15 protein-coding genes are annotated in these 18,304 nt (G+C 44.3%); 10 read left to right on the plus strand and 5 right to left on the minus strand.

Annotated elements, in window-relative coordinates; all coding sequences use genetic code 11:
* Positions 1-74: 74 nt before the first annotated feature.
* Together BMZ54_RS32945 and BMZ54_RS13690 are read left to right on the plus strand one after the other, a co-directional pair.
* A complete protein-coding gene (locus BMZ54_RS32945; protein ID WP_156093016.1) occupies positions 75-245 on the plus strand; it encodes a hypothetical protein in 171 nt (56 codons plus the stop codon).
* A gap of 125 nt (positions 246-370) precedes the next feature.
* Positions 371-1,897, plus strand: a complete 1,527-nt coding sequence (locus BMZ54_RS13690; RefSeq protein WP_089912302.1) for a family 43 glycosylhydrolase — start codon at positions 371-373, stop codon at positions 1,895-1,897.
* 63 nt (positions 1,898-1,960) lie between these two features.
* Here BMZ54_RS13690 and BMZ54_RS13695 read toward each other — a convergent pair whose 3' ends face one another.
* Positions 1,961-2,845, minus strand: coding sequence for a hypothetical protein (locus BMZ54_RS13695; protein ID WP_089912305.1), 885 nt, complete (start codon positions 2,843-2,845; stop codon positions 1,961-1,963).
* A 102-nt stretch (positions 2,846-2,947) separates the two neighbouring features.
* Here BMZ54_RS13695 and BMZ54_RS13700 point away from each other — a divergent pair, with 102 nt between their 5' ends.
* Entirely contained in the window at positions 2,948-3,691 is a 744-nt protein-coding gene (locus tag BMZ54_RS13700; RefSeq protein ID WP_089912309.1) for a glycine-rich domain-containing protein, read from the plus strand.
* Positions 3,692-4,161: 470 nt separating this feature from the next.
* On the opposite strand, the gene BMZ54_RS13710 is transcribed toward BMZ54_RS13700, so the two are convergent.
* Positions 4,162-4,746 carry a hypothetical protein gene (locus BMZ54_RS13710; RefSeq protein WP_089912315.1) on the minus strand — a complete coding sequence of 195 codons (585 nt, stop codon included), beginning with the start codon at positions 4,744-4,746 and terminating at the stop codon, positions 4,162-4,164.
* Between the two features lie 241 nt (positions 4,747-4,987).
* Between BMZ54_RS13710 and BMZ54_RS13715 the strand changes: the two genes are divergently transcribed.
* The gene (locus tag BMZ54_RS13715; RefSeq protein WP_089912318.1) at positions 4,988-6,031 is read left to right on the plus strand and encodes a hypothetical protein; all 1,044 of its coding nucleotides are present in this window, start codon (positions 4,988-4,990) and stop codon (positions 6,029-6,031) included.
* Positions 6,032-6,129: 98 nt separating this feature from the next.
* On the opposite strand, the gene BMZ54_RS13720 is transcribed toward BMZ54_RS13715, so the two are convergent.
* A complete protein-coding gene (locus BMZ54_RS13720; RefSeq protein WP_089912321.1) occupies positions 6,130-7,671 on the minus strand; it encodes a S41 family peptidase in 1,542 nt (513 codons plus the stop codon).
* Between the two features lie 103 nt (positions 7,672-7,774).
* Between BMZ54_RS13720 and BMZ54_RS13725 the strand changes: the two genes are divergently transcribed.
* Positions 7,775-8,350: a hypothetical protein gene (locus tag BMZ54_RS13725; RefSeq protein ID WP_089912324.1), complete on the plus strand. Its 576-nt coding sequence runs from the start codon at positions 7,775-7,777 to the stop codon at positions 8,348-8,350.
* Between the two features lie 11 nt (positions 8,351-8,361).
* Here the strand turns inward: BMZ54_RS13725 and BMZ54_RS13730 are convergent, their stop codons facing one another.
* Complete coding sequence (locus tag BMZ54_RS13730) at positions 8,362-9,507, minus strand: geranylgeranyl reductase family protein (protein WP_089912329.1); 1,146 nt, start codon at positions 9,505-9,507, stop codon at positions 8,362-8,364.
* A 297-nt stretch (positions 9,508-9,804) separates the two neighbouring features.
* Here BMZ54_RS13730 and BMZ54_RS13735 point away from each other — a divergent pair, with 297 nt between their 5' ends.
* A complete protein-coding gene (locus BMZ54_RS13735) occupies positions 9,805-10,614 on the plus strand; it encodes a hypothetical protein (RefSeq protein WP_089912332.1) in 810 nt (269 codons plus the stop codon).
* A 12-nt stretch (positions 10,615-10,626) separates the two neighbouring features.
* On the opposite strand, the gene BMZ54_RS13740 is transcribed toward BMZ54_RS13735, so the two are convergent.
* A complete protein-coding gene (locus BMZ54_RS13740) occupies positions 10,627-11,394 on the minus strand; it encodes an NUDIX hydrolase (RefSeq protein ID WP_089912335.1) in 768 nt (255 codons plus the stop codon).
* Between the two features lie 258 nt (positions 11,395-11,652).
* On the opposite strand from BMZ54_RS13740, the gene BMZ54_RS13745 reads away from it, so the two are divergent.
* The 4 genes from BMZ54_RS13745 to BMZ54_RS13760 all read left to right on the plus strand — a co-directional run bounded on the left by BMZ54_RS13745 (position 11,653) and on the right by BMZ54_RS13760 (position 18,280).
* Positions 11,653-12,024: a hypothetical protein gene (locus tag BMZ54_RS13745; protein ID WP_089912338.1), complete on the plus strand. Its 372-nt coding sequence runs from the start codon at positions 11,653-11,655 to the stop codon at positions 12,022-12,024.
* Between the two features lie 61 nt (positions 12,025-12,085).
* A complete protein-coding gene (locus tag BMZ54_RS13750; RefSeq protein ID WP_089912342.1) occupies positions 12,086-15,823 on the plus strand; it encodes a ThuA domain-containing protein in 3,738 nt (1,245 codons plus the stop codon).
* Positions 15,824-15,913: 90 nt separating this feature from the next.
* Positions 15,914-17,785 carry a M1 family metallopeptidase gene (locus BMZ54_RS13755; protein ID WP_089912346.1) on the plus strand — a complete coding sequence of 624 codons (1,872 nt, stop codon included), beginning with the start codon at positions 15,914-15,916 and terminating at the stop codon, positions 17,783-17,785.
* A gap of 96 nt (positions 17,786-17,881) precedes the next feature.
* The gene (locus tag BMZ54_RS13760; RefSeq protein WP_089912347.1) at positions 17,882-18,280 is read left to right on the plus strand and encodes an ester cyclase; all 399 of its coding nucleotides are present in this window, start codon (positions 17,882-17,884) and stop codon (positions 18,278-18,280) included.
* The last annotated feature ends 24 nt before the right edge of the window (positions 18,281-18,304 follow it).

Consider the following 18,304-nt stretch of genomic DNA (forward strand, 5'->3'; position numbering starts at 1 on the left):
ATGCTGAACAACCCCTCCATGGCATTGCACCCTCAAGCTAAAGACAGGAGAGGATGATTTAATACTATCCAAATATGAAAAAGACCACGAACCCAAAAAAGCTCCAGCTGATGAAGATCAAAATTTCAAATCTCAGTAAATCAAAACAGGCGGCCCTGAAAGGAGGCGGTATTTGTGTGACCTCCTTTGAGGAAACCTCCTGCACTACATGCTCCCGTAAGGAAACCCTTTGCGATTGCATTTGACAGGTAAATGAACAGTGTCAAAGGTTATCACTGTGAACCTTTGACACTGTTGATAGTTTTATGGATCTTGGGGGTATGGCGCGTTTATTACACTTTTCCACGTTAACAGTTAATCCACTTCCTCCATGAAAAAAAATGCTATCCATTTGATTGCCTGGTTATGCCTTGCACTTTTTTCCGCCTGTAAAAAAACAACCCCTGATAAGCTAATTGCTAATGATGCCAATATGCTTCATGGTGCTACTGCACTGAATGAGGCAAATTTCACGATTGAAAACACGTTCACAAATCCGCTGATACCGCGCGGTGCTGATCCCTGGGTGGCCCAAAAGAACGGCATGTATTATTTCACGTACACACAGGGAAGTAAATTAGTGCTTTACAAAACCAGCGCTATGACCGAGCTGGCATTGGCGAAACAGTACGATGCATGGATCCCTCCGCAGGGAATGCCGTACTCAAAAAACATCTGGGCGCCGGAGCTTCATGAGATCGACAATAAGTGGTACTTCTATTTTGCCGCCGATGATGGCTCTAACGCCAATCACCGTATGTATGTGGTTGAAAATAGCTCTGCCGACCCCACACAGGGCACCTGGGTATTCAAAGGAAAGGTTGCCGATCCTGCGGATCAATGGGCGATAGACGGAACCGTTTTTAAATATAACGGGCAAATGTACATGTTATGGTCTGGCGGCAATGCAGGCGCTGCACCACAACGTATCTACATTGCCCAAATGAGCAATCCCTGGACAATTACGGGCGCGGGAGTGGTCATCTCCAGCCCCACCTATTCCTGGGAAATGAATGGAAACGCAATTAACGAAGGCCCCCAGGCGATCATTAACCCGGACGGACGCCTGCTCATAGTGTATTCGGCCAGCGGTTACTGGGTGGATACTTATTGCCTGGGCTTACTAAGCCTTAACCTGAACGGTGATCCTATGAATCCTGCTGATTGGGTAAAAGCATCCAATCCTGTTTTTTCAATGAACGCAGATAGCGGCGCTTATGGCCCGGGCCACAATGGTTTTTTCAAATCACCTGACGGTACGGAAGATTGGATCATTTACCATGCACGCAGTGCAGCTGGCGGGGGTGGCCGCAATGCACGCATACAGAAATTTACATGGAATGCAGATGGCACGCCTGATTTCGGTGTACCGGTAAAGATCGGTTCTCCTGTGCAAAAGCCTTCCGGTGAACCGATACGGAAGATGTATACAAAAGAGAACTGGTCAATTGCCGGATTCAGCTCAGAAGAGCTTAACAATAGCAGGTTAGCGATACGGATAATAGACGGCGATCCCACTACGCACTGGATAGCACGTTATTCCACCGCTGCTACCAATTACCCTGATCATTGGATCACGGTAGACATGGGACATATTTCTCCCGTAGATGGTTTTGTTTTCATTCAGAAAACCGGCGACCGGAAAATAAAGGAGCTGCAGGTATTGGTGAGCAATGACAACCAGACATGGGAAGATCTTGGTATCACTGAGCTGCTTAATCTCTATCCTGATAAGCAATATTTTAATCTTCCTGCAAGGAAGCAATTCAGGTATTTTAAGCTGGTACCCATATCGGGGCTTGACAGTCAACCTCAACCCGGCCTGGCGGAAGCCGGCACCTTTATCCTGGATAATTGAGTTTTGCCTGGGGTTGGCCTAAAAGTAAAAGAAGCTTTCAGGCTGGCCCCATTCCGTACCTACTCAATAATCCGTGATCTGGTGCAGGCCTTTATTCTTCAGCTGCTGTAAAATATGAGCCGGCAATTCAGGACTGCTTAAAGGCAGGTCCACCGACAGCTTCTCAAAATCCTTTGCAGGTACCCGGTCAAATATTTCGTTCAGCGCTACCGGATCTTCATTAAAACTAACGCAGGTACTTACGAAATTCATTTGATTCACACTGTAACCTTTTTGCTTCAGCTTACCGGTTGCATCTTTCAGCCGGCCGATAAAATGTCTTTGGCGGATAAAAGTAGTGCTGTTCATGATGATGAAAATGTAATCGGCATAAGCGGTGATCTTGCCGTAATACATATGATTGTCCTTGCCGCTGCGTTCCACCAGGTATTCATCGCCGGATCGATATATTTCCATAGCTGAGCGCCTTACCCTTTCCTCTTTAGTACCAGGGCCTGTTAAGGGCAGGTTACTGTTGTAGCAATACCAGCATCCTGTAAGGTGATCCAGTAAAGCAGTGTTGACCACACCCAGCGGAATATTGATCTTAAGTTCATGGAAGCTGAAAACCGCTGCGGCATTTGTGAGAAAATCCATATAGCTGTCGTAACCCAGTATGCCGGCTATAATATTCATTTTCCCAAAATTGGGGCTGCTGATGTCTGACAATGCTTTCCCCGCCTTTGCAGCCTTCAGTCTTTTGATGATGAGATGCTCGTAGAAGTAGTTATCACCCAGGAAGGCGGTTTCCTGCTGCGGGTGCTTTCCTTTCTGCATTAACTTATTGAACTCTCCTGAAATATACAGCCACTCTGCCTTTGACACATCCTCCCACCTGTTCTTCCTGATAAAATGATGGGCAATGTAATTCATTAACCGTTCAAGTTGTGCCAGCTCGTCCTTACTCATAATACGATTTTAATACGAAAATAAGTCTTCAAAGGATAATTCCAATACGTCCATCTTCCGGGATAGCGGCAGCTTTGTATCAGCATGAAAAAACAAACAGTTATGAAACAAACAACAGCAGCGCTTATCAGCAGGGAAGAACAGGACCAGCTCTGGCAAAAGATCGCGGCCTTTCCCTTTGATGACCCTGGCGCCAAATTCCCCTTTTCACGCAGACTTGCCAGGGAAAATAAATGGGACTATGATTTCGGGCTACAAGCCATAGAAGAATACCGGAAATTCATTTTCCTCTGCTGTATTTCGCCACAAGGCGCCTCTCCTTCTAAAGTGATCGATGAGGTATGGCATTTACATCTGATCTACACGCAGAACTACTGGGAAGAATTTTGCGGCAAAACATTGAACCGAAATATTCATCACTATCCTTCAACAGGCGGATCACCCGAAAAAGAAAAACACAAAAACTGGCGGGCAGATACGCTTGCGCTCTACCGCGATACTTTTCATACAGCGCCCCCTCCGGCTTTCTGGGACGATAGGTATTTTCCTTCCCAAGGCCGCTTCAACTTTCTTTACCGGTTCTTAAAAAGAAGATCTCTCCTTCTCCTTCCATTACTGATGCTTGCGGCCTGCAACGGACCTTCCAGCGGGTATGCCCCCTTTATCATTATCATCGCAATAATAGTCTTTGGATCGATCGCGACCGCCTCGCAGGGAACATCTGCAGATAAAGAAAGAAAACGGGATGAAAGCAGCGGCAGTAGTTGCAGCAGCGGTGGATGCAGCAGCGGGTGTGGAAGTGGATGCGGAGGCGGGTGCGGAGGTTGCGGTGGTTGTGGAAGTTAATTAAATCAAAAACAAACTTATGAGATTAAAACATGTAATGCTTTTGCCGGCAATGGCTGGCTACCTCTTACTCCCCTGTTTGTATGGCGGATTATTCCTGTCCAGCTATATCCCGTATCATTTAGCCGGCAAACAATTCCTGGTTTGGTACCTTGTGCACATGGCAAGCGGGCATTTGCTCCTGTATCTTGCTGACAGGTATACTTCCCTCAAAGCAAATAGATTATCCAATATTTTCCTATGGATGACCCTTATAATATCCGTGAGCCGGATGTGCCAGGGCTTGTATCATCATAAACCCATCCTGTTTTTGTGCCTGCTTACAGGGGTTAATACCCTGCTGCTGCTTTTATGGAAGAGGAATGGAATGGTTGCTTGATGTCCATTTTTTGTTAAGGATATCTTTTCTTCGTTCTGCATTCAGCCGTAATGTTCAGCATTAAATAATAATTTGTTTTTTGTCAATCAATTTACTTGTTTAGCTTTCTCCCGGCTTTAATGCCCAGAATATATGACCACGCGGCAAGATTAATAACATAATCCTCGGTTAGCCTATACTTTCTGTAAACGATAGCCCCCAGAATTGTTGCCAGTAACCAGCTTACTATTGTAGGCCATAAAAGTGGGGATGCAGACTTCAAATCATATGAACGAAAAAACCAATCGTATATGAGTAAGCGGAATAAAACAATTGGAATAAGGCAGACAACTGATAAGCATAATATAAACAGCGGAATCCATATCTTATTTTGAGCAATTCTATATTGAATCATAATTCCTTTTATAAAAAAAATAAGACAAACCATTATGTATCCAACACCAAAAAGATAAAGCAGGTACTCCCATGTTCCAGTTTTATCGGTGACTCCCAAGCTCTTTAACAATAAATGAGACAGAATTAGGCTTCCGCTGAAAATAATACAGTAATATAAAAATTGCAGAAATAATAAGAGAAAGGCAAAAAGCATGTTGATAAAAGCACTCGTATTTTCCGCTGTACGTTTAGCAGACTTGCCATCATAGTAGCCTTGTTGATAACCGTCATCGTAACTCATAAAAAGGATTTTTGGATTTTGTATTGATGGAAGCTCTGAGGGTCTTGTAATAGTTAGGCTGATTCTTAACAAATTAAGAAAATAACTTGAATTTACGAATTGCAGAGTTTGATGAACATGTGTTTATATAATAATTTATTTACTTTTAATTATACAAGGGACTTTAGAAAAAGGAGAGTTTCAACAAAGAACCATTTAGTTATTTATATTTGATACAAACGAATCATCCATTCTACATTATATGAACAATCAATCCAATTTATACATAACTCCTGAAGCCCAGCTGGCAGACAGATTTTTGCTCTGTATTCCCAGAGCGGAAAAGATAGATGAAGCAGAATTGAAACATATCGTTAATTGGAATGATTCTCATGATAAAGACCTCTATGATAAATATCACGTTATTGCCCTGGATATTCTGATAAACGAAGGGTATTTAACTAAGCATCCAGGGGTAGGTATAAACAACCGTAGTACTCAATATAGTTTAACACACGCTGGACGGAAATTGAAAGATGAGGGGGGATATGTTTTAGCATTGAGAAAGAAAAATGAAAAAGAATCCTTCTCTAATAAAATAAATAATGCAGAAGGGAAGAAGAAAATCTTCGACAACAAGTTTAAGTTTTTTTTACTTTTACTTGCATGTATAGCTCCACTTATTGGCGTAATAAGTTTCTGGAAAAAATATTCTTCTACCTCGGATATTCTTCAGTCGCAATCGCAGTCATTGCCTACAGTTGATACAACATCAAAATATATTCAAACTCCCCAAAAACCTTATATTAAAAAGGCAGGGCGTTCTGAAAATCACCTTAATCAAATACCGGAACAATCAACGCCGTTACAGGCAACACTGCAGTCTGACAAGCATGTTGAAGCCCCTGTAAATATGCCCACTGTTACAAACGAGCCAATCCAAACCACCACATCAGATAATATTGAATTCAAGCTTATGAAGGCAGAAGGCAACTCTAAAGCACAATCTATCAAATTAACTATGGTCCTCACGACGAGTGCAGCCAATTGGTATATCATGTCGGCTGTTAAATCCATTATTGATCCCGAAGGCAACGAATACAGGCTAAAGTCTTTTACAATTGGAGCCTCGGATTATATTACAAGTATTGATTTAAAGACGGGTGTCCCTATAAAATGTACTTATACTTTCGGAGGCGTTTTGCCGGATGTAAAAAAAATCAAGCTGTTTAATTACAGCTATACCCATTCTTGGGGGGAACCTTTTGCTGTGGAGTTCCGAGATATTCCAGTTGATTGGAAATAAGGACGAGGTTAAATTCAATATTCAACTTTAATAGGATTAGCGTCCGGCAGATTTGCTGAATACAAAACGACCCTTACCTTCCGGCAATAATAGCCGCCTTAAGGTTTCCCTGCGATCAGCTTCAGCACATACTCCATCTGCGTATCACGGTTTTGCATAAAATCGCTGAAAGCAGGCCACACCGTATAATCGGGAATAATGCCCCGGCCTTCCGGTTGATCCGGCTTTACAGGCGCATCCTGTACTACATAAACAATAGAAAGCTTCGTTTTTATTTTTGAATGCGGCAGCTCGTATATCAATGACATATGCCCATTATGGCCATAATATCCCCCAACGGTTTCTACTCCCACGATAGTGACATTACGTGCATAGGCTTTTACGAGGGAAGCCAGGTGTGATGCTGCTGAAGCCACATCTTCATCAATGAGCAGATACAATTTCCCTTTGAATCCGGGACTTTTAGGGTGATACACCGGGTTGTATTTAGGATTCTGCATATTGCGGCCATTGTGTAATGCCGGGAAATAATCTTTCAGCATCTGTTTTCCCGCAACTTTCTCTGCAGAATCCATCTTTACTGCGGTAGAAATACCCCAAAAATATTCCTCATATGGAATGCCATTATCAAAGATGGTATAGGCCAGTGTGTTCTCTTTAAAGCTCGAATCTGTCAGGTACATCATGGGCTGTTCAAAAGTGGGATCACTGCCACCGGGGTTGCTGCGGATGTCCAGGATGAGGTTGGGTATTTTATTATTGTCAAGCACCCGGAAGATGCTATCCATAAACGCTACGTATACCGGAAAGGCCGGATCGTCTGCGTCATTAGCCATGGTGAAGATCCGCAGGTTCAATAAGCCCGTGGTGGGATTCAGCATCTTAAAACTATACTTGGGCTGCACTTTGTAATCGGTCACACTGTCTACCGGCGCACTGTGACGCAATAATAAGTTAGCCTCCCGCTCGGCCAGCGATACTGCCGGCACTGTTACTGTTTGCTGCTGCGTGCTGCCCGGCGCTGTGAAACGGATCGCAAAACTATCCCTGATCCCGTACTCATACAGGTAACGCAATCCATAGCTCCTGTTTACGCTGCCCGATAGCTTTTGTGTTTGGGTAAAACCATCTGCCGTATAGTATTTGTAAAAGGATTGCATCAGATCCTTGTCTGCAACACCATTTATGCTTAGCACCCGCGATCCTACAGGGATCTGCTCTGTTTTGCTATTGAAGATCATCTGGCCCTCAATATATTTAAGCGCAAAAGGAAAGAAACCGCGTTGCTGATTGAGATACTTAACAAGGCGGGCATTGGGCTCTGTATAATTATGGCAGCTTCCTTCAAAATCAGTCAGCTGTAAAATGATCTTAAAAAAAGCGATCGTAGACATGGGCTGGCGTACCTGTGTAAAGGCCCATTTATAAATGCTGTCGATCTGCTTTTTGGTACGGTAGCGATACAGGCCGGAGTTGGTTTTTTTACGGATGTCGAGGAACACCTGCAGGTCCTGCTTCATTTCGCCGGGAGCAAGCTGCCGGTTGTAGATAGACAGGCTGTCAACAGGTTTCTTAGCCTGTAGGGATGGCTGCGCCCATCCCTGATGCGCCAGTAGCAGAAAAAACAATACTTTTCTCATGTAATCTCAGGGTATCTGGCCCTAATCTACGAAATCCTGTCAGAATATTTAATCTACACACTTTGCCCAATATATCTTTCCTTTGTTGAACAGTAATAAAACTATGGAACAGATCCAGGAACTTATACAAGCCGGAAAAATAGGAGAAGCCATCCGGGAAACAGAGGCAAAGCTTAAGCAGCTGCCGTCATCAGACTTTCAACAGGTAATAGGCAAAGACCTGCTGCACCTGCAGCCTGCGCTGACGCAGTTTCTTGACTATTTTTATGAGGCAATGACCGTTGAAGAGGAGCTTGAAATTAAGGCTATGTATGTTGAAATGAATAGCTTTACTACTCAATACGAGCGCTGGTTCCTCCATGCATTGGCCTATGAATCGATACCTCGCCTGGGTGACCTCAGCTGGCTGACGGATTTCAGCGGAGAATCCGAAAAAACCTTCACCATCACAGGTTATGAAGCGCTGCAGAAAGCCAACGAGAAATATATGAAATCAGAAGGGTACCGCGATGACCAGCTGAGACAGGCCTGTGAGCTGCATGAATACCTGGTGATCCTGCGGGTACAGGAACTGGTTAAGCATACGCTAACTGCAAACAAAGGCAAAGCTGCGTGGGCTGATGTTCCCGTGTTTGTATCCGCACACGATTATGAAGACCTGATGCTGATCGTGCAATAAGCAGGTAAAGCTCACTTTATAAATTTTTTCACGATCCTGTTTTTGCCGATGGCAAATGCTATATCAAAAAAGAAGGGCATCCTGGCCAGCATTTTCAGCGCCCCTGCCTTTCTTTTCATATCGGCCCCCACTGCTTTATAAAGCTGCTGCTCATAATTTTTCATAAATGCAGCCCTGAAGCTGCCTGCTGCAAAACATTGTATTGCCTGTTCTGCTGCCAGCTTAGCGCTTAGAATGGCATTACCGATCCCATCTCCGCTCATGGGATCTATCAGGGAGGCGGCATCACCTGCCAGCAAAAAATGATCCCCGCTCATAACCACCCATCTTGATCCTATGGGAAGGCCGCAGCCCTGCATTGCACCTAAGGGCTGCGCATCCCGGAACTTTTCTTTCAATATTGCTGACCGCTCAATAAAATTGTGAAAAGCATCTTTAACATTGATCTTTTTCTTCGCTACTTCATCAGACAAGATGCCCATTCCTGCGTTAACGGCACCTCCTTTAATGGGGAATACCCAAAAGTATCCCGGCAGGTATTTCCTGTCAAAATAGATTTCCGTACAGGTATCATCCATACCGCTAACACCGTTATAGTAAGCTCTAACCCCTGCCACATGGTGCTTTCGGTCCATTTCGCGCAGCGCCAGCTTTCTGGCGGTAACGCCGTTAATACCATCAGCGCCAATTAACAGGGTGCATTGATACTGCTGGTTATCTTTCGTTATTACCGTATATCCCTCAGGGTTACTGATAATATCATTTACTGCAATACCTTCCAGTGCGTGAATGTCAGGATGGTTCCTGATCCCGGAGAAAAGGAAGTTGTCAAAACATTCCCTGGTAGCGGTATAGGCCTCCAGGCTCCATGAAAAGTTGATCATTTTATTGTTGTAATAACAGACCGTCCGTTTGGTGGGCAGCTTTTCACTGAAAGCGGCTAACCTCTCTGCAAACTGTGGATCTATCTGGTGCAGCACTTTAATGGCCAGGCCAGGAATGGCGTCGCCGCAAACCTTATCGCGTGGAAAGTGGTGTTTGTCCATGATGGCTAGGCGCAGGCCGGAATCCCTGAGGGCCATAGCGCAGGCACAGCCGGCAGGGCCCGCGCCGATGATGATTACATCGTAATGCTGAATACCTGGGGTGGTAGGCATGGGGCTCAATTATTGTATTAAGGTAAGGAAATTTACGGGGTCTCCATCAAACCGTATTATTGGGCGGTTTTTGCTCATCACTGGCTGTTTGTTATTGATACCTTAAATTTGAATATCCTGCCTCTTTAGGTTGCAGATATTGCGTAGTTTCATGTCAATTAAATAGATATGTCAAAGAATAAGATCAATCCTCTAAACAGACGACTTAAGAAAATCGTCTGGCAGGAAATAGCCGGTTTAAACCCTTGCAAAGAAGTTGAAAAACATTACTAATACGCAAACACCAGCACATATACCATGACACATCAAGACAATGATTGGGAAATAAGATCTTTGCAGTCCCAATATAAAGAGACAATGGGAATCGAGTTAACCGGCCATCAAGCTGAAAAAATACTTTTATATGAAGCAGAAAAAAGCGCCGGCACCTCTTCTTTCTTTTCAGCCTGGGAAGAACTGGACTATGAGCAGGATCAATTCCAGGAAATTTTAACCCCGGCACAATTTGAAGATTATTTATCAGGGAAGCCGGCGCGCATAAAACAAATTGAAGAAAGTCTAATTGAACACGACAAACAATACTTACCTCAATTAAGCGCTGCTGAAGACCGGATAGTTTATTACCAGGAAACACTAATCCCGGCGTTACAAAAAAACTTAATGTTATTTAGTCCGGTTTTTTATTCCGTGCAGGAGAAAATAGATTTTCTGAAATCCGAATATAAAAAGCATTTGGCTTACTCAAAAAAGCGAATGCTGGTTAAACATTATCGTCATAGCAGAACCTTTCAACCTACTGTTTTAAAGATTGCACTTTTACAGCATAAGCAGGCCTGTTTATGTCCAGACTATTTCTCCTTTAAATCCAAAATGGATGTCCCTACTAAAGCTGTTGCCGATTATTTGCTTGAACGGCTTTCAGCGATCTCTGAAAATTTGCTGGATGCTTTAAAGGACACGCTAGACCAATTAAAAGATTTTAATACCCGCAATACGGCAAAACATCTCGGCGAATTAAGAGGCTGGCATACAACTTTGACAATCCCTAACAATATAGAGGAACTTATGCTTACAATTCTTTTTGACCCGGGAAAATACACCTGCTAATATAGTATTGCTTTATTCGCTATTCCCTGTAACAAACCGGTATAGGAAAGGCGCTTTATGCGCTTTTCCCGTATACTGCTTTTCCAGGCGCTCCAGCACATTCAGGCTAAGCAGCTTTCGCTGGAAATTGGTACGCACAAACTTCTTTTGATGCACCGCCTCATACAATTTCTGCAATTGCCCCATGGTAAAGGTTTCACTCATCAGGTTAAAGCCTACCAGTTTTTCATCAAGGTCTGACTGCAGCCTGCTCAGCGCTTTTTTGATAATAAGATCATGGTCATACAACAGCTTGGGCAGCTTATTCACATCAAACCATTTAAATTCTGTAAAGAAGATCTCTGTTTCAGGCTTCACTTTTGTATCATCTATCAGGGCATAATAGCATACGGACACAAAACGCTGATCGAACCAGTTGCTCCACTGCGCTTTGCCGATGATCTTCTGCAGCTCCTCTTTTGCAACCGTTTCTTTTGAGCGGCTGGTATTACCGGAAGTATAAAACTGTTCCAGGTAAATATCCTGCAGGCCTGTTCTTTCCTGCAATATGCGCAGGGCTGCATCGTCCAGGTTCTCTTCTTTCTTAATAAATCCCCCCGGCAATACAAAGTAAGGCGTATTGGCAAAACGCAGCAAAAACACTTTCAGCTTATCGTTGTGAAAGCCAAAGATCACCGTGTCCACGGAAAGACCGGGCATATAAATAGCAGGAGCGGCTTCCATAAACTCCCTGATCCCTTCTTTTAACCCATTGACGTCCCCTTTATTCTGATTCCCCATATTCAACCATCATTTACATGAACATTACTTAACTCCCACTAAATTAAGGTAAGTGAAAATATTTTTTTGAAAAAAACATAAAATCCTTATTATTGTATCAAAGTGATACAATATAGGTTGTATTTGTTGTTTCGCAGCCATTGATTGCCACCTGAGTTCCACGTACAATCATGTACCTGTCCTATATTCACTGACTACCCACCAGGCCTTCCTGTTAACAATTAAATAAACCCTTCTGATAAACCATAAATTAACCAAATGAAAAAGACAGCTATTATTGTAACCGGGATCCTTCTCCTGGGTGTATTAAATGCAGGCGCGCAATCTAAAGCCGGGGCTGATTATTTTGCCGGTAAATGGAGTGTGCTTTTCAAAGGCACGCCCAATGGCGATGCCCGGATGCTGTTCCTCCTGGAACAAAAGAACGATTCCATTGCCGGCGTGGCACAGGACACCACCGGTGCAGAAATATCAAAGCTTACTGATGTTACACTAAAGGATAATGAGATTGCCTTTAGCTTTACTGCACAAGGTTATAACGTAAACCTTCTTTTAACGCGTAAAGATGAAGACCATGTAACCGGAAGCCTTATGAATATGTTTGATGCGGAAGGCGAACGCCGGAAATAACATGCCGGTAAAATAATCCACTAACCACAATAGCCTGATTACCACGTTCAAAATAACAGTTATGAAACTACCTGGTGCAGTAAAAAAGACCGTGCCCGCTTTTACCGTTGCGCTGTCATTACTCCTTTTCCTGGCAAACACCATCAATGCGCAAACGCAGCGTGTGCTGGTGTTCTCCAAAACAGAAGCGTTCCGGCATCCATCCATTGACGCAGGAAAAGCAGCTTTTTCAAAAATGGCAGCCGAAAAAGGTTTTGCAGTAGATTTTACGGAAGACGCAGCACAACTCAGTACAGCCATCCTGAAAAAGTATAATGCCGTAGTGTTCTTAAGCACTACCGGCGACGTATTGAATGATGCCCAGCAGCTGGAATTTGAACGGTACATACAGGCTGGTGGTGGTTACCTTGGCATACATGCCGCAGCAGACTGCGAATATGAATGGCCCTGGTACGGAAAGCTGGTAGGCGCTTATTTCCTGGACCATCCCATGCCGGATAATGTGCAGAAAGGGAAATATTATGTAACAGACAAGAACAGCTTTGCTACCAAAGGAATGCCGGAGCAGTTTGAACGCAGCGATGAGTTTTACAGCTTCAAACAAATTGACACTACCATACATGTGCTGGTAAAGATCGATGAAAGCTCTTACCGCGGCGGTAAGAACGGGGCTAACCACCCTATGAGCTGGTATCATGATTTTGACGGTGGCCGCTCTTTTTACACCAACATGGGGCATACGAATGAAACCTATACTGAACCGCTGTTCTTAGATCATTTATGGGAAGGATTACATTATGTAATGGGTGGCGACAAGCCTGCTGCATTGGATTATTCAAAAGCCAAACCGGAAGAAAACCGCTTTTCAAAAGTGGTGCTTGCCGAAAAGCTGAACGAACCCATGGAGCTGAGCGTGTTAAACGACGGGCGCATTTTATTCATTGAAAGGCATGGCGCTGTAAAACTTTATAATTTAAAGACCAAACAGCTTAAAACCATTGCAACCATTGCCGTAAGCACAAAATATAAAGACAAAGAGGGCAAGGTGTCAGAGGCGGAAGATGGCTTGCTGGGATTAAACAAAGACCCCAATTTTGCCAGGAACCACTGGATCTACCTATATTACTCCGACCCTGTAAAATCTGCCAACGTTTTAACACGTTACACACTGAAGGGCGATGTGCTGGATATGCAGTCGAAGAAAGTAATGCTGGAAGTACCCACCCAGCGGGAACAATGCTGCCATACCGGCGGTTCTATTGCCTGGGACAAACAAGGAAATCTTTACTTATCCACAGGTGATAATACCAGCCCACGGGCCACAGCCTATGCCCCCATTGATGAACGGCCAGGAGCATTTCCCTGGGATGCACAAAAATCATCCGCCAATACCAACGACCTGCGTGGCAAGATCTTACGCATTACGCCACAGCCCGAAGGTACTTACACAATTCCTGAGGGCAATCTTTTCCCAAAAGGAACCGACAAAACAAGGCCGGAAATATTTGTGATGGGTAACAGGAACCCCTTCAGGATCTCTGTTGATCAAACATCAGGTACACTCTACTGGGGAGAAGTAGGCCCTGACGCAAATGACCCGGACCCATTAAAAGGCCCTGCAGGACAGGATGAAATAGGGCAGGCAAAAAAACCAGGCAATTACGGATGGCCCTATTTTGTAGGAGACAACAAACCCTACAACCATTTTGATTTTGCTGCCAATAAACCCGGCGAAATATTTAACCCGCTAAAGCCGGTCAATAATTCACCCAACAACACCGGCTTAAATGAGCTGCCGCCGGCACAAAACGCTTTTATCTGGTATCCCTATGGCGTCTCCAAAGAGTTTCCGCTGGTAGGTACAGGAGGCCGAAGCGCGATGGCCGGCCCGGTATTTTACAGCGATGCATTTAAAAATGCAGCGCATGCTTTTCCGGCTTATTATAATGGAAAATTACTGATCTATGAATGGATGCGTGGCTGGATCATGGCCGTAACCATGGATAAAGACGGGCATTATGTTTCTATGGAAAGGGTGATGCCCAGCTATAAATTCAGCAATCCGGTGGATATGGAGTTTGCGGACAATGGGGACCTGTACATGCTTGAATATGGTACCGGCTGGTTTACAGCCAATGACGATGCAAGGCTGATACGTATTGAATACAATGCAGGCAACAGGAAGCCGCAAACAATCATCAATGCCGACAAGATGGGCGGCGCGCTTCCCTTTACGCTAAGCCTTTCTTCCAAAGGAACAACAGATGCGGATGGAGACCCCTTACAATATTCCTGGAAGATCACTTCCAAAAACGGTTATACGAAAACCAGCAGCGACCCGGATGTAAAGCTTACCCTTACAAAGCCAGGGATATATAAGGCTACGCTGAATGTGTCTGACAATAAGGGCGGCCGGTCCTCACAATCTATGGAGCTAACCGCAGGTAATGAGCCACCGGTAGTATCCTTTGATATTGGCAAGAGCAATAAGACCTTTTACGTTCCCAACAAAACTTATCACTACCAGGTAGAAGTAAAGGATAAGGAAGATGGCTCCCTGGCCAATGCGAAAATAAAACCATCGCAGGTAGTGGTGAATATAGATTACCTGGCGGAAGGTTTTGATAAAGCAGAAATTGTACAGGGGCACCGCACTGCAGATGAAGCCGTGAATGTGAGAAAAGGCCTGAAGCTTATCCAGGCCAGCGATTGCCGGACCTGCCATGGAGATTATAAAAAATCCATTGGCCCCTCCTATTTCGCTGTGTCCACGAAATACAAGGGCAATACAAATGCAGTAGAAAAACTAACCAGGAAGGTGATCTCCGGCGGAAAAGGCGTTTGGGGCGATGTGCCGATGGCGGCGCATCCACAGCTTGCTGCGGAAGACGCTGCAGAAATGGTGAAGTATATCCTGAGTCTTTCACAACCCAAACCCAAAGTTAGATCGCTGCCAGTGGAAGGTACCTATACCACCAAACAGCAACCCAATGACAAAGGACAGGGTATGTACCTTTTCCGTGCAGCCTATACGGATAAAGGTTCCAATGGCCTGCCCGGTATCCCGGCTGAAGGGGCGTTCACCTTGCGCAGTCCGGATATTAATCCTACAAAATATGATGTAGTAACAGACGCCACCAAGATGAGCTATGAAGGTAATAACTTTGTTATTCCCTCAAAATCCGGCAGCTATATCGGCTTAAAACAAATTGACCTTACTGCTGTTAAACGCATTGATATAACTGCTATGGCTCCCAAAGCGCAGCTGAATGCAGCAGGGGGTATTATTGAATTGCATGCAGATGCCCCCAACGGGAAGCTGCTTGGCCAAACAGCGTTTATAGGCGATGCAGGCAGCGGCGCGCTAAGCTTTGCAGGGAAAGCAGTACCGCTGGAAGTTACACCTACGGAAGGCGTACATGATATATACCTTGTATTCAGCAACCCGAAAGCCCAGCAAGGCGCATCGTTAATGATCGTGTTGAATACCTCGTTTAAAACGGAAGACGCCACCAGTGATCAAAGCGTGAACCCGGCTCCTAAAGCCGACCTTAACGATTATATAGGGAAATATAAGATGACAGGGCTGCCATTCCCCTATATTGAAATAAGCACGCAGGATGGAAAGTTGCTGATGAAGGCTGGCGAACAAGGCGGCGCTATTACCCCCATGCAGGAGGCTGATAAATTTGATGCAGATGGAAAAGCAACCCTCCTGTTCATACGCGATGAAAAACAAAAAGTGACGGGGTTGAAGATGGAAGCCATGGGCTTTCAATTTGCAGGGCAGAAAGAATGACAGTAAGAATTACGAATTATCAATTATGCAATCAGAAGCTTGTAGCACCTCATTCGTAATTGATAATTCGTAATTCGTATCTTTAAAGCCATGCATTATTTCAGCTTTACTTTTCTTTTCACCATCCTGAGTATTACCATGGCAATAGGACAGCAGCAGCTACCGGTTGCCGTCAATTTTAAAAAGGCTTACCTGCAACACACCCGGGATGCCAATGGGTCTCCCGGCAAAGCCTATTGGCAAAACAAAGGAAGCTATACGATCAGGGTAACCTTTGATCCAATTACAAATGCACTGTCAGGAAATGTAGGTGTTGACTACACTAATAATAGTCCCGATACCCTCAGGCAGGTAGTCTTCAAGCTCTATCCCAATCTCTATCAGGCTCAAGCCATGCGCAATGTTCCCGTATTGCCTGAAGATCTGACCAATGGTGTTGAAATAAAAACAATGCTTGTTAACAACACTGCCATTGACAGCAAAAAGCTGGTGGTCAGGGGTACTAATATGTATTTGAAAGGTGTAACGATGCTTCCGGGACAAAGTACCCATTTTGATATTGATTATGGCTACCAGGTAAATAAAACTTCCTTTGTACGCACGGGCCAGGTTGACTCAGGCGCCTTTATGATCGCCTATTTTTTCCCCCGCATTGCTGTTTATGACGATATAGATGGCTGGAACGAATATCCCTATGTAGGTAAGGAGGAGTTTTATAACGACTATTGCGATTTTAAGGTCAGCATCACTATCCCCGGCAGCTACCAGGTTTGGGCCACCGGCGAATTGAAGAACCCTGCGGAGGTATATGCACCTGAAATAATCGAAAGAATAACTACTGCGGCACAAAGTGATGGGGTGACAGATATTATTACCAGTGCCGGTCTTGCAGCACATAACATCACGCTTAACCATCCTGCCAATACCTGGATCTTTGAGGCGGATAATGTTACAGACTTTGCTTTTGTTGCCAGTAATCATTATGTATGGAAAGCATCCAGCCTGGTGGTTGACCCCAAAACAAAAAGAAGGACCCGGGTGGATGCTGTTTATAATCCCCGGCACAAAAGCTTTGAACCGGTTGTAAATTATGCCCGGAAAACCGTAGAACTGATCAGCTATAAAACGCCGGGCCTGCCCTTTCCGTACCCGCATGAAACTATTTTTGAAGGCCTGGATGCCATGGAATATCCGATGATGGTGAATAATTTACCATTTGAGGGCACTGAAGCTGTTGAGTTTACGGCGCACGAAATTTATCATACCCTGTTCCCCTTTTTTGTGGGAACCAACGAAACCAAATACTCCTTTATGGATGAGGGCTGGGCTACTTTTTCTGAATTTACGCTGCAAAAAGAAATTACGCCTGATGTTGTGGATGTTTATGACCTGAGTTCTGTGAACAGCAGCGCCGGTATCGACCAGGATGTACCCATCATGACCCTTACTCCCCAGCTTTATGGCAAGGCACGGTTTTCAAACAAAGACCTTAAACCCGCGCTGGGCTTTCATTATGTAAAGGAAATGCTGGGAGACAAGGTGTTTTATAAAGCAATGAATTACTACATCAGCCAATGGCAGGGTAAGCATCCAACACCCTATGATCTTTTTTATTGCATGAACAAAGGCGCCGGGGTTGATCTTAACTGGTTTTGGCAAAACTGGTTCTTTGAAAAAAATGTTCCTGATCTTGCCATAGAGAAAGTTTCTCATCAACAATCTAAATATACCGTAGTCATTGTCCGCAAGGGCCAGGGAATGATCCCGGTGCACCTCGCCGTATTTTATAAAGACGGTACCACAGAAACCATCAGCAGGGATATAGCCTGCTGGAAAAAAGGCAATAGTTCTACCACCCTGGATTTCACTGCAAACAAAGCGGTTAGTAAGCTAATGCTGGGGAATGCCTATGACGCGGATGCGGATAACAGCAATAATACCTGGAATAGCGCTCAAAAATAAGCAGTGAAAAGCCCGGATTATTCAATATGGTTAACCTTAGCTGCTATGGTCTGATGTTTGTGATCAAAGTTTATATTCAAAATTAAACCGCTGATCATGGCAACAGCAAACGAAGCACATTACCTGCGTTATATCAGTTTTCTGAATGAGCGCCGCCTGGATGATCTTAGTGAATTTGTTCAGGAAAAGCTGACCTATAATGGCAAAGCAATGACACGTACTGACTATCAAAACCTCATTGCCGGGGATATTGCTGCGATACCGGATCTATACTATAATGTACACCTCCTTGTTGTTAAAGATGATACCATTGCATGCCGGATAAAATTTGACTGCACACCTCAAAGCGAATTTCTTGGCTTCCACCCTAACGGCAAAAAGATCTCTTTTTCAGAACATGTTTTTTACCAGCTGAAAGACGGAAAGATCGCTGAAGTCTGGTCCCTGATCGATACCAGGAGCATTCAATCCCAACTGGAACAAAAACGAACTTAAGCCCGTTAATGTGAATTTCGGAAT

The sequence above is a fragment of the Chitinophaga rupis genome (assembly GCF_900109685.1).
GTDB classification, from domain to species: Bacteria; Bacteroidota; Bacteroidia; order Chitinophagales; family Chitinophagaceae; genus Chitinophaga; species Chitinophaga rupis.

Coding starts and splice junctions, on each gene's coding strand:
- BMZ54_RS13755 (WP_089912346.1), top strand. CDS start 15,914: ATGCATTATTTCAGCTTTACTTTTCTTTTCACCATCCTGAGTATTACC.
- BMZ54_RS13715 (WP_089912318.1), top strand. CDS start 4,988: ATGAACAATCAATCCAATTTATACATAACTCCTGAAGCCCAGCTGGCA.
- BMZ54_RS13720 (WP_089912321.1), bottom strand. CDS start 7,671: ATGAGAAAAGTATTGTTTTTTCTGCTACTGGCGCATCAGGGATGGGCG.
- BMZ54_RS13735 (WP_089912332.1), top strand. CDS start 9,805: ATGACACATCAAGACAATGATTGGGAAATAAGATCTTTGCAGTCCCAA.
- BMZ54_RS13725 (WP_089912324.1), top strand. CDS start 7,775: ATGGAACAGATCCAGGAACTTATACAAGCCGGAAAAATAGGAGAAGCC.
- BMZ54_RS32945 (WP_156093016.1), top strand. CDS start 75: ATGAAAAAGACCACGAACCCAAAAAAGCTCCAGCTGATGAAGATCAAA.
- BMZ54_RS13760 (WP_089912347.1), top strand. CDS start 17,882: ATGGCAACAGCAAACGAAGCACATTACCTGCGTTATATCAGTTTTCTG.
- BMZ54_RS13710 (WP_089912315.1), bottom strand. CDS start 4,746: ATGAGTTACGATGACGGTTATCAACAAGGCTACTATGATGGCAAGTCT.
- BMZ54_RS13730 (WP_089912329.1), bottom strand. CDS start 9,507: ATGCCTACCACCCCAGGTATTCAGCATTACGATGTAATCATCATCGGC.
- BMZ54_RS13740 (WP_089912335.1), bottom strand. CDS start 11,394: ATGGGGAATCAGAATAAAGGGGACGTCAATGGGTTAAAAGAAGGGATC.
- BMZ54_RS13695 (WP_089912305.1), bottom strand. CDS start 2,845: ATGAGTAAGGACGAGCTGGCACAACTTGAACGGTTAATGAATTACATT.
- BMZ54_RS13750 (WP_089912342.1), top strand. CDS start 12,086: ATGAAACTACCTGGTGCAGTAAAAAAGACCGTGCCCGCTTTTACCGTT.
- BMZ54_RS13745 (WP_089912338.1), top strand. CDS start 11,653: ATGAAAAAGACAGCTATTATTGTAACCGGGATCCTTCTCCTGGGTGTA.
- BMZ54_RS13700 (WP_089912309.1), top strand. CDS start 2,948: ATGAAACAAACAACAGCAGCGCTTATCAGCAGGGAAGAACAGGACCAG.
- BMZ54_RS13690 (WP_089912302.1), top strand. CDS start 371: ATGAAAAAAAATGCTATCCATTTGATTGCCTGGTTATGCCTTGCACTT.